Genomic DNA, 25,450 nt, shown 5'->3' on the forward strand with positions numbered 1-25,450 from the left:
GTTTTTCAGCGCGGCAAGTCAGACCGCAAGGACGGGTGCTGTACGAATTGGCCTGCGCCAATCAATGCCCTCCAACAGCATCGATAGCTGCGCAGCGGTCAGAGACACGCTGCCGCTGGTTGCTTGTGGCCAGACGAAGCGTCCTTGTTCCAGTCGTTTGCAAAACAGGCACAAGCCATCGCCATCCCACCACAACAATTTGATCCGGTCACCGCGTCGTCCGCGAAAGACGAAGATCTGACCGGAGAAGGGATCGGCTTCCAGCTGTGTCTGCACCAGTGCCGCTAAACCGTCGAAGCCACGACGCATGTCGGTGACGCCTGCGGCGATCCAGATACGGGTTCCAGCGGGAGGGGCAATCATCGCAGCAACTGCTGCAAGATAAGTTGCACGGTTTGCGGGTCGGGCGTACCGGTGATGCGCAGCCTGGCTTTTCCCACCTCAACAAGGATCTCGGAATGACTTTGTGGCTGTGCTTGAATGTGCGGCAGATCCGTGGGCGTCTCGATCACCTGGACAGGTAAAAACGTTGCACATGCACCCTGACTGATCGGGCCGAATAGTCCTTCTTGATATTGCTGCCGCCAGCGAAACACCAGGTTGGCGTTGACGTCATGTTCGCGAGCGATCAACGACACGGAGGCGCCAGGCTGGAGGGTGGCCTCGACGACTTGGCGTTTAAAGTCCAGCGGAAAGTTGGGACGGCGACCGGCTCGACGGGCTGGGGCAATTGTATCCAAGATAGTGTCCACTAAAAAATGGTGTCCACTATCTTGGCCAATTTGGAGGGTTGTCAGGAGAGGGTGTTGGGCGGACGGTTACCTCCCTATGGAACAGCGATGATGATGTATTTCAGGTCCGTAGGGGATAAGGCATTTACTGTGTATGAGGAAGCGTCAAGTGAGAGGAAATAACTATTTTTCCATGCTTTTAATCGCTCTTGGATTGCTCTGTATGATGACAGGGGTTAGTGCGCTACTTTGTTTTGCTGCTGTTGGGCTGACAGCAAGCATTTTAGGAGTTGAGGATGGCTGGCTTCAATTTTTGATGGCTGCGCCGTTAACTATTATGCTAGTGGTTTACTGGATGTTTAAGCGTTGGAATTACTTTAAGGGGTTAATTACGGGGCGCACGGATTAATAATAAGAAGAAAAAGTGGGGTTATTTAATTTTGAGGTGAAAAATAGATATCCCCCGAATGGCGCTTACTTAACCTTCTTCGGATGCCCATTCTTCCTGACCTCAGCCCTTGCTGATCGACGTGTTTTCATCAGCATGGGGTAAGGTTTGGGTCTTCGTTTTATGGCGCGTGGCTCAATTCTGCCTGGACGCTTACCAACACGCTTGCGGGCAATCAGCTCAAGCAGATCCGTCATTTTGTCCTCTTGCTCTTGAGGCCCGTACTGCTTCAACGCAAGGCACAGCTGAAGGCTGTGCTTGAAGCTCAGTTCGCGAGGCAGGCAGTCAGCTAACAGAGCTGATTGCGCCATGAGCACCCGTATCAGGTTGTGTGCCAGCAAATATACCCATAACTCTTTGACGGCCATATTCGGCGTCTTGCAGCTCAGCGCTTCAAGCCCCAGCGTAGTCTTGAGGTTGCGCAGATCCAACTCAACATGCCATCGATCTTTGAACAGCGATTTGAGGGCGGTTTTTGGCACTTGCTGCGGGCAACTCAAAGTGGTGACCAGGATTTTCCCTCCGGCCTTCAACTCACGTACTGTCAGCGTCTCGGGGGCCTCTTCGTAATAGGCTTGGCTCATCCAGGACGGCTTTGTCTGAGGTTTTTTCAGCTCAATCAAATGATCTTCCGACCCCAAGGACTTCCCCAACTGAAAATCCGTGCTGCGCCGTCGAGCGCCGTATTGTTCGAACACCCCGTCCACGCCTCGACGGTGTAGTTCACACAACAAAAAGTAGGTAGCGTAGTAGGCATCGCCTAGAACAATGTCGCCCCGTTCCAAGGTATCGAGCATGGTTCTGAGCAATGTTTGCTCATCACCTCCTTTACCGCGAAAACGTCCCAACGAGGCATCCAGAACAGCACCGCTGGCAAGACAAACGATCCCCACTAAACGACAGATGGGAAAGCCCAGTCCGGCCTTCTGCCCACGAGATTGCAGGTAGGCCTCTTGGTTGGCTGGCGTATCCGGCAGGGTAACGGTAGTGCCATCCACGAGTCGTACTGGTCTCCCCATCCAACGCCACGATGACGGAGCCCGGTTGCTCATTGATGACCCGGTGGAACGCAACAAGGTTGAAACCATCTCCACCGGCAACCGCGCCCTGGCTCTGCAGTAGGCCCCCGTATGGACGCTGTTGGGTTTCAACCCTTCGCAGGAGCGTTTGATAGATAAATCATTCACGGCATTCTGGCAGGACCGATCGGCGCTCATCGCCTGTGACAAAAACATGGAAAGCGTTTCGGTCGGGGGAAATAGCCGCTGGCGATGCTCGGGTATCAACGACTCGACATCCTGCAATAACTCAGGATCGGTGAGTAGCTTGAAGAAAGCATGAGCATTGCTGTTCGTGACGTGCCGGCGCATACGGTGCTGTTGATGTCGGGCGATTTGGCGTCTACGATTCACTCGGGCTGTGTCCTTGCGTGATCGGTGTGTGTTCGCAACTATCACCGTAGACCAAGGCCAGCCTTTTTTCATTTTTTCGCAGTCGTATCAGCTAGTTAGCTGTTAAGTAAGCGCCATTCAGATCTGTCCCCTTTTTTTGAAATAGGCTTGATATGGACGCACGACAGCAAGCACTTTGTAAGGAACTCAGAAAAATGAGCTCTGCTCAGGCTGCCGACTGGTTGACTGGAGCATATCCATTAGATTCCGATGATTGGGGTGAGGCGATGGTACTCTTGCCACACCGGTCTTGGGGGAAAACTGAGCAGCATCAACTGGCAGATCATTTTTTAAGAAGTTACCGTTCTCAGGTTATCGAGGGTATGAAAGTTTTGCCTCTATTATGTCTATAGCTTCACTGATTGGCTGTGTTGAAAGAGCTTTGTCTGACGATGCAGCTAGGCGAGAGTTGCTGCTGTACTATCTAATTCCGGTGTTGAATCGTGCTGCAAAGAGTGATTTGGATCGGATGATGATAAATGAATTAGTTTTAAGGGTGGCGTAGGGAAAAAAGGACGGATCAATTTAATTTTGAGGTGAAAAATCAATCCGTCCCCTCTTTACTCTCTTGTTTATCTCCATGAACAAACCACATTATGCGTATGGAAACGGAAGCCGCATGACCAGAAATATTGCAGCAATCGGCCTGACTGTCCTTCTTGGCGGTTGCCAGAGTCTGGAAGGCCTGGGGGAGAGGACGGTCGGGTACCTTAAGGCGACCCGCACCACGCCGATGGAGCGTTATCTCACCAAAACACACAATCCTGATGTGCCGCTTGGCTCATTCGGTTATCCACAGGAGGACAGCCAAGGCAAGGCCTGCTACGTCACCACGTATTTCAAAACCGTTCGGCCCGCGGATTTGCAATTCGTCATGGTTGCCAGTGATGGTGGCAATGCGATTTGCCAGCATGTGCTAGGGACGTTTTATGAAAGCGGAAACGGCGTTCCTCGCGACCCTATCAAAGCCAAGGCGCTCTACCAGCAAGCGGCACCGACCGATCCATATGCTTATGTGGAGCTCGGGCGCATGGCTCGGGACGGAATTGACGAGCCGGTCGATGCCGTGAAGGCCCGGGACTACTACAGCCGGGCGGGCGTAGCGGGTGTGGTGGAACTGGGGAAGCTGATGGAGCGGGGTGAGGGCGGTGTGCAAGATTTGCCGGGCGCTTTGAAGCTGTACATCGATGCTACCCAAAAATATGGCGACCCTGCCTGGAAGGCGGCTCGACTGCTGCGAGTTCGAGGAATGGAGCTTGATGCCGGGCAGAAGCAAAAATATAACCAACTATGGGCTCGCGGGCTTGCAGACGTCCAGCATTCCGAGTTGCGGTTTTCGCGGGCAGTCAGGGAGCTCCGTCAATCCGGTCAGACGTGGACGGTCAAGGTTCTTTATAGGTTCTCGGCTGGACGCCCCAACCCAGAGGTTTACTTGGCCAAAAGTTGTGGTGATCCAAATGTCGACACCATCGTGGTGTCTGCGTTGAGGGGCGTGGTCATGAAAGATCCCTATCTGACGCCGGCGGATCAGGAAACATTAGACTTCATGGCGCCTATCGTTCTATTCCCGCGTTAATGGTTCGTATGAAATTGCCGACTCCAAGAGAGCGAAACAATTTGTATAAAGACCTTTCCCATTGACTTGCAGGACATTTCCTAGAAAATCCCAACCCCTTGCGCCTGCCGTTTCCGGTGCCTAGTCTTCGTCTACCGCTGCCAATTCAGCGGTCGGGTTTAGTCGCTCGGTATTCCGTTAGGCGCAAGGTCTCCTTGAAGTCAGGCTACAGTGTTGTCCCTGATTTTATGGTGGTTGTGCGCAGGGCACCCTCGGGTGCGCCGGTTTCCTAACGTCCCGGTCGACTAACCTGCGTACAGCCGCCACCCCACCTCGTTTAGTCGCGAGCCGTGGCGGCTCCAACTGACGTTAGGAGTACCCATGGACAAACTCATCCCAGACCCACCCGTCCCACCGCTGCACCTGGACATCGCCGCCGATGCCAACGCCGAACGCGTCATCGATTCCTACCTGAACCCCAAACCCGCCCAACCCGACGAGAAACCATCCCCCAACCAGCTCTTCACCATAGTGGATGGCGTAGATGCCGAAAGCCTGTTGGCCAACCTTAGCGAAACCCTGGCCTCCGCCAATGTCATGGCCGGTGACCTGGCGTTCGAACTGGAAGGTTCTCGACGGCATTTCGCCTTGGGGCTGCAGCAGTTGATCGAACTGGGGCAGATCCTGGCAAACCGGGCATTGGATACGGTTGATCCCAGATAGAAACTGAAAATTCGGGTTTGATCAACGATCAAACCCGTTCTGATGTTTTTTGAATGACTCACTCTGAAATCAAACTTGCTGGCACATGGTCCGTTAACCAAACCCCATTTTCGGCCTGGAAGAACTTGAAACCCTGTTGGTGCATTCGAAGGGCGTCAACTTTCAGTACCACAGGCTTTCCATAACGCTGCCCAACAGCAATAGCCGTTTGCATGTCCTGCGACAGATGCACATGGTGACGGGAGCCTGGAATCAGCCCTTTTTCCCTGATCGACTCCAGAAAGCGCGTGGCAGTGCCGTGGTAAAGAAGCTCCGGTGGTTCTTTCTCTACATGTTGAAGACTGACAGTACCGGTTGAGTGCCCCTGCACGGCGCGAATGCGCAGGCCATCGTCGGAGAGACTGAAGCGCTTTTTATCACTGCTGCTGACGACGGCTTGAATAAGATCCATATTCAACGGACGGCCATCTTCAGCCGCACCGGCTATCAAAGATTCGATATCGGCCCAGCCTTCGCTGTCCAGTTGCAAGCCAATCGCTTGTGGTTCATGCCTGAGGACATAGCTAAGAAATTTGCTGGTCTCGTTGAGTCGCTTGGTATCCATACTGCTTGAAGCCTCAATGTCATTCTTTAATCGGGCAGCAACTGCCCATCCAGGATTTTTCAGAAATGGTCACAAGGGTGAGCGTGTCCGTGGTGAAGCGCCTTGACATGCCGACGTAGCCTATCCCGTTTGTGTCGGGTTGTCCGAGATAGCCATATGAATTGGCAAACTCGAAGAGAACGAAACACTTTGTATAAAGACCTTTCCCATTGACTTGCAGGACATTTCCTAGAAAATCCCAACCTCTTGCGCCTACCGTTTCCGGTGCCTAGTCTCTGTCCACCGCTGCCAATCCAGCGGTCGGGTTTAGCAGCTCGGAAGTTACGTTAGGCGCATGGCAATCACCATGAGTGCGGGCAGTTTTACGTCCGAATCTTCATGGCGGCTGTGCGCAGGGCATCCTCGGGTGCGCCGGTTTCCTAACGTACCGGTCTGCTAACCTGCGCACGGCTGCCACCCACTCGTTTAGCAGCGAACGTGGCGGCTTCCACTTACGTTAGGAGTGCCCATGGACAAACTCATCCCAGATCCACCCGTCCCACCGCTGCACCTGGACATCGCTGCCGATGCCAACGCTGAACGCGTCATCGATTCCTACCTGAACCCCAAACCCGCCCAATCCGACGAGAAACCATCCCCCGACCAGCTCTTCACCATCGTGGATGGCGTCGATGCCGAAAGCCTGTTGGCCAACCTCAGCGAAACCCTGGCCTCCGCCAATGTCATGGCCGGTGACCTGGCGTTCGAGCTGGAAGGTTCTCGGCGACATTTTGCGTTGGGGCTGCAGCAGTTGATCGAACTGGGCCAGCTCTTGGCAAACCGGGCATTGGACACCGTCGATCCTCGATAGAAACTTAAAGTTCGGGTTTGGTCGATGATCAAACCCGTTTTTTGCGGCAGCATACGCAACCTGCTCACTTCGGACGCATAGACCGTGCAGACCCCCAACCGTAGCGCCCTGATCGCCCAACTCGCCACCGCACCCGATGACATTGCCGCGCGTGCCGCGCTTTATCGCGACCTGCTTGATACGGCGGAGGTTTCGCTGGAGGGGTTGCGCGTTGCCGCCGGCCTCTGCGATCCGGCCGCCATGGCCGTGATTGCCCAGTTGAACACCACACCCCACAGGAATCGCCCCGGCCCCTTGTTGTCGCGGCTTCGCGGCCTGCCGGTGGATCATGTGGCGCTGGACGATGCCGAGTCGCATTGGCTTGATGCATTGGCCGGGCTGCCGTTGCGCACGCTGATACTCAACGGCCCGAGGTTCCGTTGCAGTCCGGATATATGGCGGCGTTTACCGGGCGTTGCCCTGGAGCATCTGGAGATCAGCAGCTTTGCTCGCGACGATGACGCGACCAGCCTGCCGTCACTCGAACGCCTGCGCTGCCTCAAGTTGGACACCTATGGCGAAGACTTCGACGACAGTTTCCTCCGGCAACTGGGCGGCAGCAGGCTGCAAGAGTTGTCGTTGAACCGCTGCGATGACCTCACGGACGACGGCCTTCGGGCGCTGTCGTCATTCAGATTGCGCTCACTCACCTTGAAACGCGCTGGAGAGCTGACTTCAGCGGGAATGCGGCACTTGTGCGCGAATCCACTCGAACAGCTGACCATCAGCTCAAGCGGCGCCATCTTGCAGGATCCTTCCTGGCTTGCCGATATGACGGCTTTGCGCTCGCTGAGTCTCGATGACTGTTACGCTTCGAACACCTTGATTGACGCCATCCGTGACCTTCCGCTCGAACGGCTTTCGTTGCATTCCGCGTACCTCTGCGAGGACGACTTCGAGGGGCTCGAAGGCATGCCACTTGCCTATCTGGATCTCAAATGCTCACGCCAGGTGATCGAGCGTCTGGACGTGCTGCACGGGTTTCCACTCAAGCACCTGGGGCTCTCTGATGTGCAAGGCATCGACGCGCAGACGTTGCGTGATCTGGAGGGGCTGGGCTTGGAGTCGCTGGACCTGTCGTTGAACGAGGTGAGCTGGAAGATGCTGAAGCAACTGGCCGGCCTGCCGCTGAAGCGGCTGAATCTCAGTTTCTGTCAGGGTATGGATGGCAAGACATTACGCAAGCTGACCGAGCTGGGCCTGCCATTGGAACAGTTGGAAATCAGCGGCCTGGACCTGCGCGATGCCGACCTGGCCTGCCTGCGCAACTTGCCGCTGAGGCGCCTCGGCTTGTACGAAAGCCCGTGGCTGACCGACGCCGGCGTCGCCCATCTTGCGGGGCTGCCGTTGCGGGACCTGACCCTTGAGGCGGGGCCGGGGGAATCGCAGCTTACGTCAGCCATGGTGCCGGTGCTGGAGCGGTTGCCGCTGGAGAAGTTGTCGTTGCGCAATGGCTCGGAGATCAGCGCAGAGGGGTGGGATCGCTTGGCACGGTTGTCGGCCCACGTGAGCGGGCCTGGTATTTGATGCCTGAGAAGAAAGTCGCACCACTGGTGCGACAGTTGCCTTAGTCGAATAACTTGATCATCTTCAGCCGAGCAAGTGAGTGACTCCGGCATTAACGCGCGCTCTTCAACCTCAGCCTCGATAGAAATAGGCAAGGCTCCCAGGCAAACCGGCATAGGTGCCCCATTTCTCGATAGCTACCATAACCCCGTACCTATCGATTGGAGCTCGCCATGCACAGCAGTAAAACCCTATTCATCACGGGCGTGAGCAGTGGCTTCGGCAACGCCCTGGCCCGGGAGGCACTTGCCGCGGGTCACCGGGTCATCGGAACCGTGCGCAGTGAGGCGGCCTTGCAGGCCTTTGAAGCGCTTTCAGCGGATCGTGCCCACGGCGTCATCCTGGATGTCACGGACTTCGACCGGGTCGACAGCGTTGTCGCAGCGACGGAGGCCGCTCATGGTCCGGTCGATGTGTTGGTCAACAACGCCGGCTACGGGCATGAAGGCATTCTCGAAGAGTCGCCGCTGGAGGAGATGCGGCGTCAGTTCGACGTCAATGTGTTCGGCGCAGTGGCGGTGATCAAGGCCTTCCTGCCTTACTTCCGCACGCGGCGTGCCGGTCACATTCTCAATATCACCTCCATGGGTGGCACCATCACGATGCCGGGCATCGCTTACTACTGCGGAAGCAAGTTCGCCCTAGAGGGCATCTCCGATACGCTGAGCCAGGAACTGCGCCCGTTCAACATCTTCGTCACAGCCGTCGCGCCCGGCTCGTTTCGAACGGATTGGGCGGGTCGTTCGATGCGCCGCACGGCGCGTAGCATTGCCGACTACGACGCCAGTTTCGATCCGGTACGCAGGGCACGCGAGGAGAAAAGCGGTAAGCAGCTCGGCGATCCACAGAAGGCCGCGCAAGCGATGCTGCAAGTGATTGCCAGCCCGACACCACCTGCGCATCTGTTGTTGGGCAGCGATGCGCTGGGCCTGGTGCGGACCAAGTTGAGCCGCGCGGCCAACGAGATTGATCAATGGGAAGCGCTGACCCGTTCGACCGACGGTTGAGCGGTAAGCAGGAGGATGTCGATGACTGAGGCCGACTCACGCACTTCGCGGATGGTGCAGTTGATGGAGAAGCTGGCGCCGGTCGAGGGCTACAATCTCAGCGCGTTGGAGGACATCCGTTTCCTGCGTTCGAACCGCCCGCTGGCGCGCACACCGGTGTTGTATGACCCCGGTATCGTGATCCTGTGCCAGGGGCGCAAGCGCGGTTATCTGGGCGATGACGTCTACGTCTACGACGCTCAGCACTACCTGGTGGTGTCGGTCCCCGTGCCGTTTACCATGGAAACCGACGCCAGCGACGCAGAGCCCATGCTGGCGGTCTACATGCGCCTCGACTTGCAGCTGGCCAGCGAGTTGATGCTGCAGGTCGACGAAGCCCTCGGTCCAAGCGATGCCCCGCCCAAGGGCATGTACGCCTCGCCCATGGACGATCAGTTGTGTGCCTCGACGCTGCGCTTTCTTGAAGCCATGAGCCATCCGGGCGAAGCGCAGATACTCGGGCCGTCGCTGATACGGGAGATCTACTACCGCATCCTCACCGGCGAGCAAGGTGGCTCGATGCGCGCCGCGTTGAGTCGCCAAGGGCACTTCGGCCAGATCACCCGCGCGATCCGGAAAATCCACAGCTGCTACGCGGAACGCCTCAGCGTCGAGGCGCTTGCCCGGGAAGCCAACATGAGCGTGCCCACCTTCTATTTGCACTTTCGCAACGTGACGGACGCCTCACCCATGCAGTACTTGAAGTCGACGCGTCTGCATCAAGCGAGGCTGCTGATGCTGCGCAACGCGATGAGCGCTTCGACGGCGGCGTTCAACGTCGGCTACGAAAGCGCCTCGCAATTCAGTCGTGAATTCAAGCGCCTGTTCGGTCGGGCGCCCCAGGCTGAGATCGAATGGATGAAGGCGACCTATGCCTTGCCGGCGCCGTCCGGGCCGTCCGGTTATGTTTCGTCGCATTAGTGGCCCCAGTCTGGACGAACGCCCTTGAGACGTCAGAGACAGTCGGAGGAACCCTAAAGCTTCGCTTCTACACCACAGCGGCATCGCCAGTTTGCTGCACCAACGCCATTGCGAATTTGCCCAGGCCCACCGACCAGTCCGAATAGTCGTTCTCATGCATGAAGATGAAAATATCCTGCGGGCGAACCTGCGCTTGAGCGCCGAGATGGTCAGCGATTTTTTTGTACAGGTCGCGTTTCATGGCGTCACTGCGCCCCCTGCGCAGCGTGATTTCAATCACCACGAGCTTGTCTGAGCGAGCGATGCCATTGAAGGTGCGGCTGTAGAAGAACTGCTCTGGATCATAGTCAGTGACCAGGTTGAACAGTTCATCCTCGGGCATGCCGATGCTCTCGACCAGCGCTTGATGGATGCCATCGACGATGTGTTGGCGTTGCTGCGGGCTGGTGCCCTTGATGACGGCTGTGCGAACGAATGGCATGTGAGGCTCTCTCAATTGCTTTGTGAAGTGTTCCGGCAGTTCCGGCGTCCGGAGCAGGCAAGCAGATGCGCTGGCGCAAGGGGATTCTGCAAAAACAGGGCAGGGCAGGAAAACGATTTATGGGCCCGAGGTAATTGAGTTAAAGTCACTTAATGAAACGTCGCCTCCCCCCATTGAATGCTCTGCGCTCCTTCGAGGCCGCCGCCCGGCTGGGAAGAATGACGTCTGCCGCCGATGAACTTTCGGTCACGCCCGGGGCGGTGAGTCGCCAAGTACGCCAGTTGGAGTTGAGTCTTGGGGTAGAGCTGTTCGAGGGCACCAAGAACAAACCGCAACTCACCGCCGCCGGCAAAGAACTCCTGCCGGACCTGACGGCTGCGCTGGATCGGATCGAAGCCGCAGTCGGCCGAATCAGGGATACCGCGACGGGCATTCTGGACGTGTCCTGCTTCAGCACCTTCACGGTCAAATGGTTGATACCCCGCCTTTTCGATTTCAATGTGAAGTACCCGGACATCAAGGTTCGCTTGAGCTCTTCAGGCGACACGAGCGATCCGGGGCGTGATCGGTATGACGTGATGATCACGGCTGAGCAGGGTCGGCTCGATGGTCAGGAAAACACCCTCCTGTTATTCCCTGAGCGATTGGGTATCGTCCTGTCACCGGCGTTATCCGCGCGTATCCAGTTGACTGAACTCAGTTCGATTTTCCTGCACCCACTGCTGCACACCAAAACGCGCCCGAATGCCTGGACAAGCTGGGGGGATGCGATTGGATACCAAGCCAGCGCACCGGCCGGCTTGGAGTACGAACATTACTATTTCACCTTGGAAGCCGCGATTGCCGGGCTGGGGATCTGCGTCGCCCCCTGGCACCTGGTGGCTGACGACATTCGCCTTGGCCGCCTGCTGGCACCATTCGGGTTTCATCAGAGCAGCTATTGCTATGTGGCGAAGCGGAGTCCGGAACGTAGTAAGAAATTGGAGTTGTTTTGCGAATGGTTGATGGCCCAGGCGCAGCGGGACGGCTTGCCTGGGGCTGGCCAGGGGCGATCGCCGGAGTAGTCTCAAGTTTAAAAATAACGCTTACCGGCAGCAGCACCCGCCGCCGTTCCCGCCACACCCCGAGATTTTCTTGCTCGCTACGCTTTCCACTGTCGCCAGCTGTGCCGGGTAGCCCGCGTCCTCCAGGGCTGCAAGCAGCGGATGGCTGTCCGAAACGCCGCTGACCTTCACCCGTCCGGCTTGCAGATCCACGGTGACGTCACTGACGCCTTCAAGTGGGCGCAGCGCTTCGGTGACATGTTTGACGCATGAACCACAGCTCATGCCTTGGACTTGCAGTTCTACAGTCTTCATCGGTGACTCCTCACAAAAAGTGATCATGGAAAAACAGACGCATGAGGCTTTTCTGCGACGTTGGCTTATCCTCAACCTTGCCGTCATGGCAAGGTCAAGGGGGCGTTTTCACTCAATCAATAGAGGCCTTGCGCAGACGCAAGGCGTTGAATACCACCGACGCCGAGCTCACGCTCATGGCCAGCGCGGCAATGAGTGGCGACAGAAGGTGGCCGGTAAGCGGGAAGAACAAGCCGGCGGCGAGTGGGATGCCCATGGCGTTGTAAAGGAAGGCGAAGGTCAGGTTCTGGTGCATGTTTCTCACCGTTGCTACTGACAGGCTGCGGGCACGCAGGATACCGAGCAGATCGCCCTTGACCAGGGTGACCTGGGCGCTGTTCATCGCCACATCAGTGCCAGTGCCCATGGCGATACCGACATCCGCGCGCGCCAATGCAGGGGCGTCATTGATGCCGTCGCCGGCCATCGCCACGCGGTGTCCGGCTTGTTGCAGAGCGGCCACCAGACGTTCTTTATCTTGCGGCTTGACCTCGCCATGCACCTCCCCGATGCCCAACTGGCGAGCGACCGAGCGAGCCGTCGTAAGACCGTCGCCAGTGGCCATGATGACCTTGACGCCATCCGCCTGCAAACGCTCGACGGCCAGCCTCGTGGTGGGTTTGATGGGGTCGGCAACCGCCAGCAGACCCGCCAGGGCACCATTGACTGCCAGGTACATGATGCTCGTACCGTCGTCGCGCAGCTTTTCGGCATGCACGTGCAAACTCTCGGTGGAAACGCCCGCCTCCTGCATCAACGCGGTATTGCCCAGCATCAGGCGCCGCCCCTCGACGTGACCGCTTACACCAATACCCGAGGCTGACTCGAAGGTTTCAGGTGTTGTCAGTTGCAGCCCAGCGGCACGAGCCTGTTCGACGATGGCGTGGGCCAATGGATGCTCACTGCCCTGATCCAGGCTGGCGGCCAGGCGCAGCACCTCATCCTGAGTAAAACCGGATACGGCTTCGACGCTATGGAACGCTGGTCGACCCTCAGTGAGGGTGCCGGTCTTGTCGACTATCAGGGTGTCTATCTTGCGCAGGTTTTCGATGGACGCGGCATCGCGAAACAATACGCCGCTGCCAGCGGCCTTCCCGGTGGCGACCATGACGGACATCGGTGTCGCCAGGCCAAGGGCGCACGGACAGGCGATGATCATGACCGCGACCGCATTGATCAACCCGAACACCCAACTCGGCTCGGGCCCCCACAGCCCCCAGCCGAGAAGAGTCAGCGTGGCGATACTAATCACCACCATCACGAAATAGCTGGCAATCACGTCGGCCAACCGTTGCATCGGCGCTTTTGAGCGTTGTGCCTGCACCACCAGCTGCACAATCTGTGCGAGCAGGGTCGCCGACCCTATCTTCTGTGCCTGCATCACCAGACTGCCGTGGATGTTGAGGGTGGCGCCGATCAGCGCGTCGCCGGCCCGCTTCATTATCGGTATGGGTTCGCCGGTGAGCATCGACTCATCCACAGCGCTTTCGCCTTGCAACACCTGGCCATCGACAGGCACTTTTTCGCCAGGGCGCACACGTAATGTGTCGCCGCTGTGTACGTGCGTCAGTGGGATGTCTTCTTCCGTGCCGTCGGCATTGATCCGACGGGCAGTCTTTGGCGCCAGTCCAAGCAGCGACTTGATAGCCGCCGAGGTTTGCGAGCGAGCCTTGAGCTCGAGCATCTGGCCGAGAAGGGTCAGTGAGATGATCACCGCCGCCGCTTCGAAGTACACCCCGATGCGGCCGTCCATCATGAAGTTGCTGGGGAATACCTCGGGGGCCAGGGTGGCCACGACGCTGTAAAGGAAGGCTGCCGCCGTACCGAGTGCGATCAGCGTCCACATGTTCGGACTTCGCTGAATCACCGAGCGCACACCGCGCACATAAAACGGCCAGCCCGCCCAAAGCACCACGGGGGCGGCCAGTCCGAACTCGATCCAGTTTTGCGTGGGGCCGTGAAACAGCACCAAGACATGGCCGCCCATGGCCAAGACGGTGACGATTATTGTCAGTGGCAACGTCCACCAAAAGCGCTGGGTGAAGTCCTTGAGTTCCGGGTTCTCCTCTTCCTCCAGTTCGGGAATCACCGGCTCCAAGGTCATGCCGCACTTGGGGCAGACGCCGGGGCCGATCTGTCGAATTTCCGGATGCATGGGACATGTGTATTCAGCGGCATCCGTTAACGGTTCTGCTGCTGCCTGGTGGACGTGTTCGATATTCACTTGAGCTATTCGATAACGCTCGGGCGCTGCCCGGAAGGTCGCTTGGCATTTCTGGCTGCAGAACCGGTAGTTCTGCCCCTCATATTCCGTGCTGAACGGGCTGTCGTGACTGACGGGCATGCCACATACCGGGTCATGGGCGCTAGTGTTCTGCATTGGGCGGTGCTGTTGGCCAACCTCAGGGGTGTTCATGAGCTACCTCCTGTTCGCATCCTTGATCGAGGCTGAGGCTTCGCCGTGATGACCGTGACCACCTTGGTGGTGCCCGAAAAAATGCATCAACGGGCACAGCAGCAAAATCATGTAAGGCAGTAAACCCAGCACATGGCCGTAGTGTTCTCTTGCCAGATAGAACAGCACGATCACCAGCACCATACCCAGCGCTGTGCCGGGTTTGCTCCTCCAAAATGCTGGAGGGATATTTGCGGAAGGTGGTGAGTCCATCATGGTCTTGTACTCCAGAGGGACGTGCTGTTAGTGACGCGTCGTATTGGTGGACGGGCGACGGTTTACCCTTGGCCTACTGGCAAGGGTAAACCGACGTTGCCTACAGGCTCGTACGCGTCACTTGTTCATCGGCATCTTCATCATGCTCGATTGCTGGTCCATCATTCTCATCATCATGTTCATCATTCCCCTCCCCATGCCGTCCTGATTGCCGGACATGCCCATGCCCATACCCATACCATTACAGTCCTCATGCAGCATGGCCATGCTGTCCCTCATCGTCTTCATGCTCTCCTGCATGGCGGCGCGGCGCTCGGCTGGGGTCTTGGCGGCGGCTGCCTTGTCGTAGGCAGCCTGCATTTTCTGCATATGCTCGGTCATGACATTGTTTCGCGTTGCCTCAGTGGCTTCGCTTGTCTGGGCGGGCGCGGTCGGCGCTTGCTCGACCGCCGAGGCCATGAGTGGACTGCTCACAAGCAGGGTGGCGAGGATGAATTTCAATGAGGCATGCATGGCAATCTCCAAAGGATGAGGACAACTCAGGTAATACCAATCCGCGCCGGGCTGGCGCAGTCAGACAGTGCGCCGAAGATCGGCGCGCAGAAGGTCGGATTAATCGTTCAAACGCACGAAAATCAGACGGACAGGCGGTCTGGCGGGTACAGGACGCCGTAGTGCAAGAAAGGCAAAAGCGGGGAGGGGGACGGGATACAAAATCAGCAGCGCAGGGATCAGGAACAGAAACGTCCAACTGAACAGATCAAATGTTTGAAGAGGGAGCGAAGGACCAATCGCTATCGCCGCATCGGCGCAGTGCTGAAGGCAACCGACGGCATGGGCTTCGTGGCCATCGTCATCTTGCGCGGTGTTCAACGAGGCATGAGTTGTCGCCGGATTATGGCTGGGCTGAACCAGACACCCCTGGGCCGCTGCCAGACCAAACGCCAACACCCACAGCACGATGGCGAGGCGTAGGAACGCTGGTTGACGATGGCGAAACCAGAACATGGAGAATCTCCGGTACTGATTAGCGGGTTCTGGTTTTTAACGTACAGCACATTGGGGGGGCTAGGTTGATCTGCATCAATTTATGCGGAGGGGGCGATGCTTGTGTAATGGTTGAATTGGCGGTTTGCGTTGACGTCTGAGGTAGTTATCCGCGCCGTGGCGTGCGAGCGGGCGATTGATGGTATTGGGGAGTAGGGGGGTGTGTTTGGTTGGCAGGATGCCTGAGGGCGTGGATTTATTCAGATGAATCCACGCCGACATTCAGCAACATTCGATGGCTCAGAGGTAGCGAAGTTCGGGCTGGGCGGGTTTCGCTGGGCCGGGGTGATCTGAACTAACCATGTATCTAGCTGATTTTAAATAATAAATTTGGTAAGAATTTTTTCGATGGAATACCTTATGGAATACCTTTGCCCGAGTATTTTGTGGGGAACACTATTGTATCGGCACAGGTTAAGGTCAGCTTTTTGAGCATCCGGGAGCATCGAGTCGTTCATAGGGGTAGAACAGGGTATCTGTCGTAATGCTTTTGAGGCCCTGTTTTGGCAACTGCAATGTTCGAAACGGGGACTGTCAGATTTTTTGTGTTCGGGCCGGTAGCGGCCTGCCGCCAGGCAGGCCTTGATTTCACCAGGTCGGCCTGATGAACCGATCTCCGTACAGAATCGCAAATTGATTCATCGCGCTTTTCCAATCATGCGCCGCCGAGCCCCAATTGGCTGTGATATTGCGCAGCCCCAGCCAGATCAGTTTGGTCGCGGCGTCGTCGCTCGGAAAGTGGCCACGGGTCTTGATGATCTTGCGTAACTGAGCGTTGATGCTCTCGATGGCATTGGTGGTGTAAATAACCTTGCGGATCGCGGGCGGGAAAACAAAAAATGGAATCACTCGATCCCACGACCGTCGCCAGGCCGCCACAACCGTTGGATATTGCTTGCCCCAGGGCCCGCGCTCAAATTCATCCAGAGCCTGTTCCGCCGCTTGTGCATTGATGGCCTGATAGATCGGTTTAAGGGCCTTGGCCAGTTCTCGACGCTTGTCCCAGGCCGCATAATCAAGGCTGTTGCGGATCAGATGCACGATGCAGGTCTGCAATGTTGTTTCCGGAAACACCGCACTGAGGGCCTCTGGCATGCCTTTTAGGCCATCGGTTACGGCAATCAGCACGTCCTCGACGCCGCGTGTCTTGAGGTCGTTGAATACCTTCATCCAGAACTTTGCCCCTTCGGTGTTCTCGATCCAGATACCCAGGATGTCGCGTGTCCCGTCGGGTAAAACGCCCAGCGCCAAGTAAATCGCCTTGTTGCGAACCAGACCTTCTTCGCGAATTTTGACCCGCAGAGCATCAAAGAAAATGACCGGATACATCGGCTCTAGGGGACGCTGTTGCCAAGCGCCAATCTCTTCCATCACCTCGTCGGTCACGGAGCTGATGAAGTCAGGCGAAACATCCGTCCCGTACTGCTCGGAAAGAAACGCCCGGATCTCTCTGACCGTCATCCCACGGGCATACATGGCGATGATCTTGTCGTCGAAACCGGTGTAACGGCGCTCATGCTTGGGAATAAGAATGGGCGAAAAACTGCCCTCTCGATCACGCGGGATATCCAGCCGGAGCGGGCCATCACCGGTCAGCACCGTCTTGCCGCTCTTGCCATTGCGCTGGTTGGTTTCATCCTCTGGACGCTGCGCGCCCGGAGGATAGCCCAGGTGATGGCCCAACTCAGCGCTCAGGGCACGCTCGATCAGCGCCTTCTTGAACGCCACAGAGGCCTCTTCGATGGCCTCCGCGGTCATCAGCGGGGCGGCGGAAAACTGCTCAAGAAGCTCTTTCGGGACTTTCGGTAATTCTCGAAGCGGTTTCTTTTTGGTTGGCATACATGCACCTCTTACTCATGTTATGCCCGAACACAAAATTTCTGACACCCTCTCGAAACGCAACTCCAGACTTGTCACATCTTTGTAGTTGGAGCAGATACAGCATGTCTTCCGACTCGGCGACCTGGCACCCCTCGTACTGATCAAGATTTGCATAGACCACACGACGCTTAACACATTCCGATGCCTGCTTCAGCGCTGCAGAGCGGCCATCGTTTGAGGGCAACCTCACCAACAAGAACCAAGCAGAAATCAGCAGGCCGGCGATTATGCAGATCGATCCGACGCATACGGCAATCCCACGGTTTTCGATTGCACGCTTGAGAACATGGGCAATCCATTTTGGGAGTGGCTGGAACTCCCCCGGCATTTCTCTAGTTTTTTCTAGTAGAAGTAAGAGAAAAGCGACGATTCCGACTAGGGCCATGCCAAAAGCCAAAGCCCCAATGTAAGATCCAAATCTGGCAGCTCCGTAAGCAAGGATTTCCTGAGCGCCGATGCCCAAGCGTTCGATAGGAACGTCCATCGTCAGGTAATACTTCTCAAGGTAAGCGTACCCGCTGAGCGTGAATGCTCCGATCATGCTAGCGATGAGTAGAGTGGCTTCGATGCGCAGGTATGTCCTGAGTCGTTTTGGGCTTGCGTCTTGCGTGGCCATGTCGGTCAAGCTGGCATTCCTGAAAAGAGGACTAGAGAGAATTGTACCTCAGGCTTTTCGTCAATCGAACGAGTTGCTGCCAACAGGTGTTTTGGATCTGCGCCTGACCGATCGTGAGGGTGCGGGCTCAGGTACCTAATGTCAGCCTTTGGCCGGAAGCGGTCGGCAACACTCGGCCAGAAGCAGACCGCCAATACGTCTAAAAAATCAGCGGGGATTCACTTCCCTGTAAGGCTAGGTCAGAATCTTCTTGTCACGTCGGATATTTCCATTCCTCCAAATGGGCAAGGAACGTTCCAGTTACACATAAAAATCCATTCCTCGGTAGTGCAAACTATGTCAATTATTCTCGATCTTGAATACACACCGCTCCACATCTTTAGTAAGAACCTAGTAAAAATAAAATACATCCAACATATCCAAAAGGACTTAACAGATAGCAACGCTAAAAGGCACGAGCTAAAAATACAATTTCTGAATCAATCATATATATTCCAGCTGATCGCCTTCTGGCAAGTATTTGTTGAAGACCTTGCAAGGCATGCCTTTCGGCAAATCGAAAAGACCGAGGGGAGCGGTATATTAAAAACGATCGCGAAACAGAAATTCGACGAATCGCTAGGCAGGTTCAATACGCCGAATACGAAAAACATAGATATCCTTTTCAAAGACGCGCTAGGCATAAGTAAAATTTCAAATCATTGGCAATCGCAAGAATTAACAAGAGATGAAGCGACCTCAACACTGAGCACGCTCTTAGAGGCAAGACATCAAATCGCTCATGAAGGTAAGACATTATTTCCACTTTCCTACCAAAAAAATTTCGAAAAAATGGAAACGCTAATGAGGATCGCCGAGCTTACCGAGCACGCGGTTTTTGAAGAGCTAAAAAAAGCTCTTGGGCATGAAAACCAACTGTGATCCCATGATTTTAGTCAGCGCATTTGAATGGCGCCTTTGTCCGAAAGCTGCAACTTTGACAGGTAGCTTCCGGCCAATAGCGGCCACTCGTGAAAGACCTGAAGCGTCCGTTAGCTGCCCTTTGTCAGGCAGTAATTGGCCAAAAGCCGACGCGCGCACATGTCTATAGACGGATAGGTGATTCAGAAATTATTCGGGCAACAAGAAACATTTCAATTATGGCAGAGCCATTGGCGATGGTTGGGCATTAAAGTTACTGGTGTTAGAGGAAAAGCGCCTTTGGAAGTAAGCGAAAAAAGCCAGCACTCTGGCTAGCATTTCTCGAATCGGATAGCTCAGCCTTTAACCCACTTAAAAGCTAGGAAGCGAGGAAATTCCCATTTTTTGGGATACAAAGATTGAATTTTTGGATCGGGCATAGGCTCTGCCATATTAAGCAGTTTGAAGCCGTATTTCGAAAAAATCGAAATATATTTCTCTATAGGCCGATGGATATGTGTTGTTTTAAACTTCGAATCAGACAGCGATATTTTGAACGGGGCCTTTATCATGAGTTCTTTTTTATAGGAGAACCACGACTCTTTTTCATATCCCCAGTATCTAGGCCAAAAGCAAGGATGAGGAATCGTTGCAACAAATTCATCCCCTTCCCGCGCCACTTGGGATAATGTCTGGGCGAACTTATCAAGTTGTGGGTCTGCCGACAGCATCATGGCTGCCAAGAAGATAATTTTTTCATCAGAATTGCGTAGTAACTGCCCCCCACAATCTTCAAAGTCTGAATTAATAAAGCAAATATTTGTGAAAATTGCCAGAATAGATTTCGCAATATCTAAACTTCGAGCTGATGGCTCAATACATACGATCCTATTGAAGCGCATGGCAAGGCGCCCGGTAAGCTCTCCCGTGCCTGAGCCGATATCTATTAAAGTCGCATCAAGATTTTGGCCAACCAGCGACTCTACCAAGGGCGCCATCACATGAGTGAAGGTTATATCTAAACCTTCGTATATCTGATGATGTCTCTCAGACGCTAAACAGTCCCACTCACTGGCTAGCTCTTGAGAGGAGATACTCTCAATGTGAGAAAACTTCGATGTCATGTCTGGTTTCCATTCTGTTTCTGGGAGACATTCTTGGCGATTTGCACAAGTTCATAGGCCAAATGGAAGGCCGGATGAGAGCCAGAGTCAAACTCCTCAATTATATGTTTGTCTGCTCTGGCCCTACCAATGGCTACTTTGCTCCCATCTCTGCCATAATAGGCAATGGTAAAGCGTGCGCTTGGATCACTGAGCAATTCCGTACCGTAAACATATATTTTTGCGCCTTCTTTTTCCAGCTGCTCAGAAAAGGACGTATGAGTTGGCAAACAGATAATTAACTCACCATTTTTTGCCTTTTCTAGAAGAAGCTCCTTCGACTGATTATCTTTGGCCCAGCTCATGTCGCGAGTCCAGATTGCTACTCGACCGCCATAGGCTATCCAGTGAAGCATATAATTTCGTATTGAGTCGGAGTCGGATTGCTTAAAGACCCGCTTTCCATCCAGTGTGTAAATTTCAAAGAAGACCAAGAATCCATAGAGGAAGAATAGGATGACTCCTACTATAGATATTATCGAAGCAGTGGTGGGTGTGATCTGTTTTGTATCTATGAGCGGGTAAAGTGAGGCGAGCAATGCAACCATGCTCAGAAAAACAAGAACTAGCTTTACAGTAAGAGCCATTACATCGCGGGAGCGTTTCGGACGAGGCCAGACTGGTTTGCTGGTCGTCCCCCCTTTTCTTTTGATATTTATCCGCTTGAGAAGGTCTTTCATGTTTAACCTAATTTGGTCTTATTTTCTACGAATCCGTCGCAAATCGCTGATAGATCACCGCAAGTAAATTACGAACAGTCTACAGCTTTTGAAGCGGCTTAGGTGGCACGTTGGTGTGGGAAATAGCTGAAATAAGGCCTGCCGTGTTGCTGGCGGGCTTAAGGCAGATAGGGAGCTAAGAACGTGCACGCTCGGGCCATTTCGCATCTGGTCGATCCTGACCACTCACGGCAGGCATGAGTGTACCAGTAGCCGACGCTCACTTGACGAGTGCGCTCGTCTCATGCAAACCCTAGGTCGTAGAAACCTACGCGTTCTAAGGTAGCGAATTTGCGACGGAGAGAGGCAAAGACGGCCAGCTAAAAACTCATATGATTATTTGTTGTTGTTCATGGCTGTATTTCTTAACAAAAGCGTCAACAGTCGATGAAAGATGATCTGAGAAAACTCTATGTCGGGCTGCCCTGACAATCCCGCGATTGAAATTTCTTGTTTCACTTGGAGATTGCCTAAACACTTCCACCGATTTTTTTCCGCGAGGGGTGCACACCAGTGCAAGGTCTTTCCGTAGACTAAGCATCAGCTCTGCCATCGGATGTCCCGGCCCCATACCGGCGCTACCACCAATTACAACAGGATTATCTGATGTCATGAAACTAACATTGTCAGCGGCTACAAAGAACTGCCAATTTTTGCTCAATACACTCTCGCTAATCTTATTTCCAATCTCGAGCATTGGGCGCAACGAAACCCAAGCTTTTGCTTCTGCAGTCAAGCCGTACTTATCGATTAAATCTGAAACCGCATCGTTATCTTTGGCTACTTCATTTAGGGCCATTTGTGCCGCCCAGGAATAGATTTGATTGATGCCATCCCGAAAGTTAGGAACCCTTGTTAAGCTAAGTCCAATAAAGTAGGCAATTTTTCCTTTATGTTCGTCGGAAAGAGAAACTCCACGGTTTGGCGCAGCCTTGAGATTCTGAATTATGAGCGGCAAATCATTGTCTATGGTCTTGGCAAATGCTTTTTCTAAAGAGTCTATATCCTGCTCGCCGGCTTCGGTTTCTTGAGAGTAGTAGTAATTTTCATAGGCAACAGACTTTACAGATTTTCTGCTTGGACGATATCCACTTCTCTTATCATAAACCCAAATGAATGGTGAGTCGGGATCTTCAGCAAATCCTTTTAGAAATGCCTGTGGTACGAAATGCTGCCTGATCGTTGCCAATCGAAACCTCCAAGCCATTATAATTTTCATTAAATGCTAAATTGTCGTACCAGTTGCTCCAATTTTTCTCTGCTAAGCACGACATCAAACGATTTTAGCGCATAGCTATAATCCATACTCGCCGCCTAGCACTAATTGAAAGCTCCTGAGTTGCGCCGCGCTTAACTTGTCTTCAAACGAGCTTTGACCAACAATTCGCACCATTCGCGAGCAAATTGCCGAGTACTTTTCAATCCAGTAACTTTTTTCTAACTCGCCTAACCAAGGACTATCTTTTTTGGCAGAAGGATATTCACCTAAAAGACTAATGTAATATCTTATCGAGTCAGCCATTATTGCTACGTTGTGTAGTAGTGACAATATCGCTTTGTTTACCTCCTCGGTTGACGCAATTTCATTATTTGCTAGAGCATAAATAACGATTCTAAGCGGCCGACCATGATGCTCAGTGCCGAAGCAAAAGTTGTTGAATGGCGCCTCCAGTTTTTTCTCAAACACCAAGTCCAATCTTGAAATTGCCTCGCGCGCCAATAGCAGTTTTTGTTGATGTGCATTTGAAGCGAAGCTTTTATATACTAGATATCCTGCCAGAAGCGACGCCGCAGGAGCTATAACTCCACCAATATACGAACCAAAACCACCCCAGTCTTGATTGTTTGAGCTGATGCTGAAATTTCCTGCTGTATACATCGCCAAGAAATATGGTGCTCCAGCGACAGCCGATACAGTGATAAAGGCTATGAGGGCAAACCTGAACTCTCTCAATGTTAATCCTTAGCTTATGATTACAGTTATACGACATGTACGTCGCGCATAAATGCGAGAGATTGTCGCATAGAACCCCTTGTTGCTAAGTATGTCATGGTTAAGTCCCTTTGCCGGTCAGGCTATGCGATAGGCTACCGTTTCGCTAGTATGGCGTCCACCGAACGCTTTTGGCCGATTCTGTAGAACAAGTCGGGCATGGTTTCCCCGGCAGAAAGGTACGTGCTTGAGATTGAAATCTTAACTTTTAACAGAGGATTCTGGGCTCAGATTTCGCGTAGCAGCGCGCAAAAAAGGTGTTTTCAGCGGTCAGTATGCGAGCAGTCTGGAGGAACCGACTTTTTCAACAGAATCGGCCGACTTCAGCCGGTCGAGAGCTGCTATTGCGAGAGTCATAAGGGCCGCTGGCGGCGACTCTAGCCTTTGCCCTTCCGCGGCCCCAGCGGAGGGGCCAGGCCTGACTTCCTTCCTTTAACCAGGTTAGTCCCTGTTTGATGCTGCCGCCTTTCACCATACGTATCCATATACCGCTGAAAAAGTCGAAAAAACCACCTATCGAATGATAGGTGGTTTTGATGGTTCCAGTAATCGCTGAGGAAAACTATAAGAAGACTTTCATCGCCCCGATCAAGATGCCGATTGTGACTGCGAGCATGGAAGCCATACGAATGGACAACTTGAGATCAGATTTAGCAATCTCCGCAGTCAGCCGATGGATCTCAGATGTGAGACGATGATCAATATGAGTAATCTCAGCAGTCAGTCGCTGCTCCAGATTGGTGAGATCACTTTTCGTCGCGAGTAATGTGAGCATGTCAGATTCCAATGCTTGGATAACGGCTTCAGCTTTGAGCTCAGGCACGTCGATTGCACGCAGCGCCTGATACATCGCCAGTTCCATTTTCATTAAGGCCTCCTAAAACAAAAAAAGGCCTTCCCCACGACGGGAAAGGCCCGTCGTGGGTGGGAAAGTCATGCTTCCATCGACATTCAAGTCGACTGTCCGCGCTGCCGGAAGCTATGCGGTCATATGAAGGATCCTGCGGAGAGCCGCAGCGCCGTCTTGAAGATCCTGGCGGCTGGCGCTGAACGAATCAGCGATATGCATAGCAAAAATGCCGCTGGGGGCATTTGCTGTCAATCTGGAAACCGGTTATCGAGTGTTTCCTAATGTTGTGTGAGGTTTCGTACTGCCTGGCGTCACCACCTTCAGCTTCGGGTTGTTAAGGGACGAATCGCTTACCAAGCCATAGTGCTTTTTCAAGAGATAGCCATGTAAGAGACGTGTTCTGCGCGCACCGCTGAGTTCACATGTCCAGATGCTGCGACCGTTCGCTTGTATACGGTGCAGTTTCATTTTTCCAAAGCGCCTTTGAACTCCTTCCCAGTCAGGCTGCCCTTGGCTTTTCGAGATGGAAGCGAGGTGAGGGAATGCTTTCGCGTAGCGTTGGAAGATTCCAGGGGTGACCAAGAAAAGTGTGTCTTCGACGCAGTGCACCAGCGCTTGATCGTCATTCATGATGATCTCGTGAGTGCGTAAACCTTCGATCAGCCACTCCATGAAGTGTTCGCCGCTTGGCTTTGCACCCTTGTCTGGCTCGGACGGTTGTTCTGGCGAGGGGGCAGAGTCGGAATCTTCAGGCCACTTGGGAGGCTCGCCGATTTGATTCGTTAATGAGTCGAGATCGTCGGTTGATGGTGTATCTGACAGTGATGGATCTGATTGACTGGCGATGGTCGCTGGCTTATAGCTCTCAGCTGCCGTGGTGGTCTGTGCAGGGGCTTTGGCTACTAAAGCTTGTTCGGCTTGAACAATGATCGCCCCGAGTGCGCCGGTATGTTCGCTATGGCCAGACCAGTGGGCTATGAGCGAGGCCCACAGTTCGGGGAAAGCGAAAAGCCAGTCCAGGATTTTGCTGCTTAATAGTTGCTGGATCATCAGGCAGGATGCGGGGCGGTGCAGTCGATAATCGAGGTCTTTTCGGTATCGAAATCGGTAAGGTCGCGCCAGCGGCCCGTACCATGGGTGCCAGGCGCAGCCATCCGAATATTCGACCTGGATATCAATCGCAATCTTGCCAAGGTTTTTGCTCAGGCTGGCGTATGCCAGTGCGGCACTCCATGCTTCCGCTTGGACGAGCTGAATTTCTGGTTGAGCTCCTGGGGGCAGTAATCGTGCTCGGCGAATTTTTAGAGCGTACGTAACTACTTCCAGGCCATGGTCCAGCATCCCACCGAAGTAAGCGTGGTGCTGATTTTCGGATGCAGGGAAAAGTTGAACCAGTTCGGCGTATCGTCTAATTGGGTCGAGATAAAGTTCATCGAATTGAGGGCGGGATACGGCGGTGCACTGCCAGATCTGCTCCAGCAACTTTTGTCTACGGGGAGTGGCCAAGAGTGATTTCGCAGATTGGGGATTGGTCAGACCGGCGGGTGATGTTGGGCTGGCTGCAGCCGTAGGGTCGAGTGCACGCCGAAGCTTGCGATGGAACAGTGAGAACATAATTGCTCCTGTCGAGAGAAAAAGGAGGTATTCACTTGGCGACGGCATGAGGCAGCACTCATATGGATGAGCGCTTAGCTCCAGAGCGCCGACAGACCTGTCAGTGGGCAAAGCACGAGGCGAGTGGGCCGGATTAGTTGGCACTCCCTAGGGGCAGCGGGCGGCTTCATGCAACGCCCTCAGT

Annotated in this window: 27 protein-coding genes; 9 read left to right on the forward strand and 18 right to left on the reverse strand. The window is 54.2% G+C overall.

The features are described 5' to 3' along the window. Nucleotides 1-18: 18 nt before the first annotated feature. Together tnpB and tnpA are read right to left on the reverse strand one after the other, a co-directional pair. The gene (gene tnpB, locus QZH45_RS04525; RefSeq protein ID WP_055135507.1) at nt 19-363 is read right to left on the reverse strand and encodes an IS66 family insertion sequence element accessory protein TnpB; all 345 of its coding nucleotides are present in this window, start codon (nt 361-363) and stop codon (nt 19-21) included. Beyond that, nucleotides 360-740 (reverse strand): IS66-like element accessory protein TnpA, encoded by a 381-nt coding sequence (gene tnpA, locus QZH45_RS04530; protein ID WP_167355723.1) that lies wholly within the window; start codon nt 738-740, stop codon nt 360-362. Before tnpA ends, tnpB begins: the two co-directional genes overlap by 4 nt. Nucleotides 741-900: 160 nt before the next feature. Between tnpA and QZH45_RS04535 the strand changes: the two genes are divergently transcribed. Then, nucleotides 901-1,140 carry a hypothetical protein gene (locus tag QZH45_RS04535; RefSeq protein WP_152979119.1) on the forward strand — a complete coding sequence of 80 codons (240 nt, stop codon included), beginning with the start codon at nt 901-903 and terminating at the stop codon, nt 1,138-1,140. A gap of 65 nt (nt 1,141-1,205) precedes the next feature. Here the strand turns inward: QZH45_RS04535 and QZH45_RS04540 are convergent, their stop codons facing one another. Then, a complete protein-coding gene (locus tag QZH45_RS04540) occupies nt 1,206-2,591 on the reverse strand; it encodes an IS4 family transposase (protein ID WP_069018399.1) in 1,386 nt (461 codons plus the stop codon). A gap of 658 nt (nt 2,592-3,249) precedes the next feature. Here QZH45_RS04540 and QZH45_RS04545 point away from each other — a divergent pair. Together QZH45_RS04545 and QZH45_RS04550 are read left to right on the forward strand one after the other, a co-directional pair. Next, nucleotides 3,250-4,206: a tetratricopeptide repeat protein gene (locus tag QZH45_RS04545; protein WP_055135510.1), complete on the forward strand. Its 957-nt coding sequence runs from the start codon at nt 3,250-3,252 to the stop codon at nt 4,204-4,206. 360 nt (nt 4,207-4,566) lie between these two features. Beyond that, nucleotides 4,567-4,908 carry a DUF6124 family protein gene (locus QZH45_RS04550; RefSeq protein ID WP_069018400.1) on the forward strand — a complete coding sequence of 114 codons (342 nt, stop codon included), beginning with the start codon at nt 4,567-4,569 and terminating at the stop codon, nt 4,906-4,908. 58 nt (nt 4,909-4,966) lie between these two features. Here QZH45_RS04550 and QZH45_RS04555 read toward each other — a convergent pair whose 3' ends face one another. Next, complete coding sequence (locus tag QZH45_RS04555; RefSeq protein ID WP_055136267.1) at nt 4,967-5,512, reverse strand: RNA 2'-phosphotransferase; 546 nt, start codon at nt 5,510-5,512, stop codon at nt 4,967-4,969. Between the two features lie 508 nt (nt 5,513-6,020). On the opposite strand from QZH45_RS04555, the gene QZH45_RS04560 reads away from it, so the two are divergent. The 4 genes from QZH45_RS04560 (at nt 6,021) to QZH45_RS04575 (ending at nt 9,934) form a co-directional block, all read left to right on the forward strand. Continuing rightward, the gene (locus QZH45_RS04560; RefSeq protein WP_055135511.1) at nt 6,021-6,362 is read left to right on the forward strand and encodes a DUF6124 family protein; all 342 of its coding nucleotides are present in this window, start codon (nt 6,021-6,023) and stop codon (nt 6,360-6,362) included. A gap of 84 nt (nt 6,363-6,446) precedes the next feature. Beyond that, entirely contained in the window at nt 6,447-7,928 is a 1,482-nt protein-coding gene (locus tag QZH45_RS04565) for a hypothetical protein (RefSeq protein ID WP_055135512.1), read from the forward strand. 212 nt (nt 7,929-8,140) lie between these two features. After that, on the forward strand, nt 8,141-8,974 hold the full coding sequence (locus QZH45_RS04570) for an oxidoreductase (protein ID WP_055135513.1): 834 nt from the start codon (nt 8,141-8,143) through the stop codon (nt 8,972-8,974). 21 nt (nt 8,975-8,995) lie between these two features. Beyond that, nucleotides 8,996-9,934: an AraC family transcriptional regulator gene (locus tag QZH45_RS04575; protein ID WP_024776290.1), complete on the forward strand. Its 939-nt coding sequence runs from the start codon at nt 8,996-8,998 to the stop codon at nt 9,932-9,934. A 67-nt stretch (nt 9,935-10,001) separates the two neighbouring features. On the opposite strand, the gene QZH45_RS04580 is transcribed toward QZH45_RS04575, so the two are convergent. Beyond that, nucleotides 10,002-10,415 (reverse strand): tautomerase family protein, encoded by a 414-nt coding sequence (locus tag QZH45_RS04580; protein WP_055135514.1) that lies wholly within the window; start codon nt 10,413-10,415, stop codon nt 10,002-10,004. A gap of 152 nt (nt 10,416-10,567) precedes the next feature. Between QZH45_RS04580 and QZH45_RS04585 the strand changes: the two genes are divergently transcribed. Next, nucleotides 10,568-11,479, forward strand: a complete 912-nt coding sequence (locus QZH45_RS04585; protein WP_053194362.1) for a LysR substrate-binding domain-containing protein — start codon at nt 10,568-10,570, stop codon at nt 11,477-11,479. Between the two features lie 21 nt (nt 11,480-11,500). Here QZH45_RS04585 and QZH45_RS04590 read toward each other — a convergent pair whose 3' ends face one another. From QZH45_RS04590 to QZH45_RS04620, 7 genes are all read right to left on the reverse strand, one after another. Further along, complete coding sequence (locus QZH45_RS04590) at nt 11,501-11,773, reverse strand: heavy-metal-associated domain-containing protein (RefSeq protein ID WP_024776287.1); 273 nt, start codon at nt 11,771-11,773, stop codon at nt 11,501-11,503. Between the two features lie 112 nt (nt 11,774-11,885). Then, nucleotides 11,886-14,156 carry a heavy metal translocating P-type ATPase gene (locus QZH45_RS04595; RefSeq protein ID WP_237140499.1) on the reverse strand — a complete coding sequence of 757 codons (2,271 nt, stop codon included), beginning with the start codon at nt 14,154-14,156 and terminating at the stop codon, nt 11,886-11,888. Nucleotides 14,157-14,231: 75 nt separating this feature from the next. Further along, the gene (locus QZH45_RS04600; RefSeq protein ID WP_055135515.1) at nt 14,232-14,483 is read right to left on the reverse strand and encodes a DUF2933 domain-containing protein; all 252 of its coding nucleotides are present in this window, start codon (nt 14,481-14,483) and stop codon (nt 14,232-14,234) included. Between the two features lie 117 nt (nt 14,484-14,600). Further along, nucleotides 14,601-14,996, reverse strand: coding sequence for a hypothetical protein (locus QZH45_RS04605; protein WP_055135516.1), 396 nt, complete (start codon nt 14,994-14,996; stop codon nt 14,601-14,603). A gap of 99 nt (nt 14,997-15,095) precedes the next feature. After that, nucleotides 15,096-15,491, reverse strand: a complete 396-nt coding sequence (locus QZH45_RS04610; protein ID WP_055135517.1) for a hypothetical protein — start codon at nt 15,489-15,491, stop codon at nt 15,096-15,098. A 627-nt stretch (nt 15,492-16,118) separates the two neighbouring features. Next, entirely contained in the window at nt 16,119-17,369 is a 1,251-nt protein-coding gene (locus QZH45_RS04615) for an IS256 family transposase (protein WP_069018160.1), read from the reverse strand. Further along, nucleotides 17,311-18,027, reverse strand: coding sequence for a hypothetical protein (locus tag QZH45_RS04620; RefSeq protein ID WP_432783791.1), 717 nt, complete (start codon nt 18,025-18,027; stop codon nt 17,311-17,313). The genes QZH45_RS04615 and QZH45_RS04620 overlap by 59 nt, the downstream gene beginning before the upstream one ends. Before the next feature lie 138 nt (nt 18,028-18,165). Here QZH45_RS04620 and QZH45_RS04625 point away from each other — a divergent pair, with 138 nt between their 5' ends. Further along, nucleotides 18,166-18,948: a HEPN domain-containing protein gene (locus QZH45_RS04625; RefSeq protein ID WP_055135518.1), complete on the forward strand. Its 783-nt coding sequence runs from the start codon at nt 18,166-18,168 to the stop codon at nt 18,946-18,948. A gap of 335 nt (nt 18,949-19,283) precedes the next feature. Here QZH45_RS04625 and QZH45_RS04630 read toward each other — a convergent pair whose 3' ends face one another. From QZH45_RS04630 to mobH, 6 genes are all read right to left on the reverse strand, one after another. Continuing rightward, nucleotides 19,284-20,051 (reverse strand): class I SAM-dependent methyltransferase, encoded by a 768-nt coding sequence (locus tag QZH45_RS04630; RefSeq protein WP_055135519.1) that lies wholly within the window; start codon nt 20,049-20,051, stop codon nt 19,284-19,286. Continuing rightward, nucleotides 20,048-20,770: a hypothetical protein gene (locus tag QZH45_RS04635; protein ID WP_055135520.1), complete on the reverse strand. Its 723-nt coding sequence runs from the start codon at nt 20,768-20,770 to the stop codon at nt 20,048-20,050. The genes QZH45_RS04630 and QZH45_RS04635 overlap by 4 nt, the downstream gene beginning before the upstream one ends. 367 nt (nt 20,771-21,137) lie before the next feature. After that, complete coding sequence (locus tag QZH45_RS04640) at nt 21,138-21,998, reverse strand: DUF4238 domain-containing protein (RefSeq protein ID WP_167355724.1); 861 nt, start codon at nt 21,996-21,998, stop codon at nt 21,138-21,140. A gap of 105 nt (nt 21,999-22,103) precedes the next feature. Continuing rightward, nucleotides 22,104-22,763 carry a hypothetical protein gene (locus QZH45_RS04645; RefSeq protein WP_081036530.1) on the reverse strand — a complete coding sequence of 220 codons (660 nt, stop codon included), beginning with the start codon at nt 22,761-22,763 and terminating at the stop codon, nt 22,104-22,106. A 601-nt stretch (nt 22,764-23,364) separates the two neighbouring features. Continuing rightward, nucleotides 23,365-23,670, reverse strand: a complete 306-nt coding sequence (locus tag QZH45_RS04650) for a hypothetical protein (RefSeq protein WP_055135522.1) — start codon at nt 23,668-23,670, stop codon at nt 23,365-23,367. Nucleotides 23,671-23,916: 246 nt separating this feature from the next. After that, entirely contained in the window at nt 23,917-25,266 is a 1,350-nt protein-coding gene (gene mobH / locus QZH45_RS04655; RefSeq protein ID WP_055135523.1) for a MobH family relaxase, read from the reverse strand. Between the last annotated feature and the right edge of the window lie 184 nt (nt 25,267-25,450).

This window comes from Pseudomonas corrugata (genome assembly GCF_050920615.1).
Taxonomy (GTDB): Bacteria; Pseudomonadota; Gammaproteobacteria; order Pseudomonadales; family Pseudomonadaceae; genus Aquipseudomonas; species Aquipseudomonas corrugata.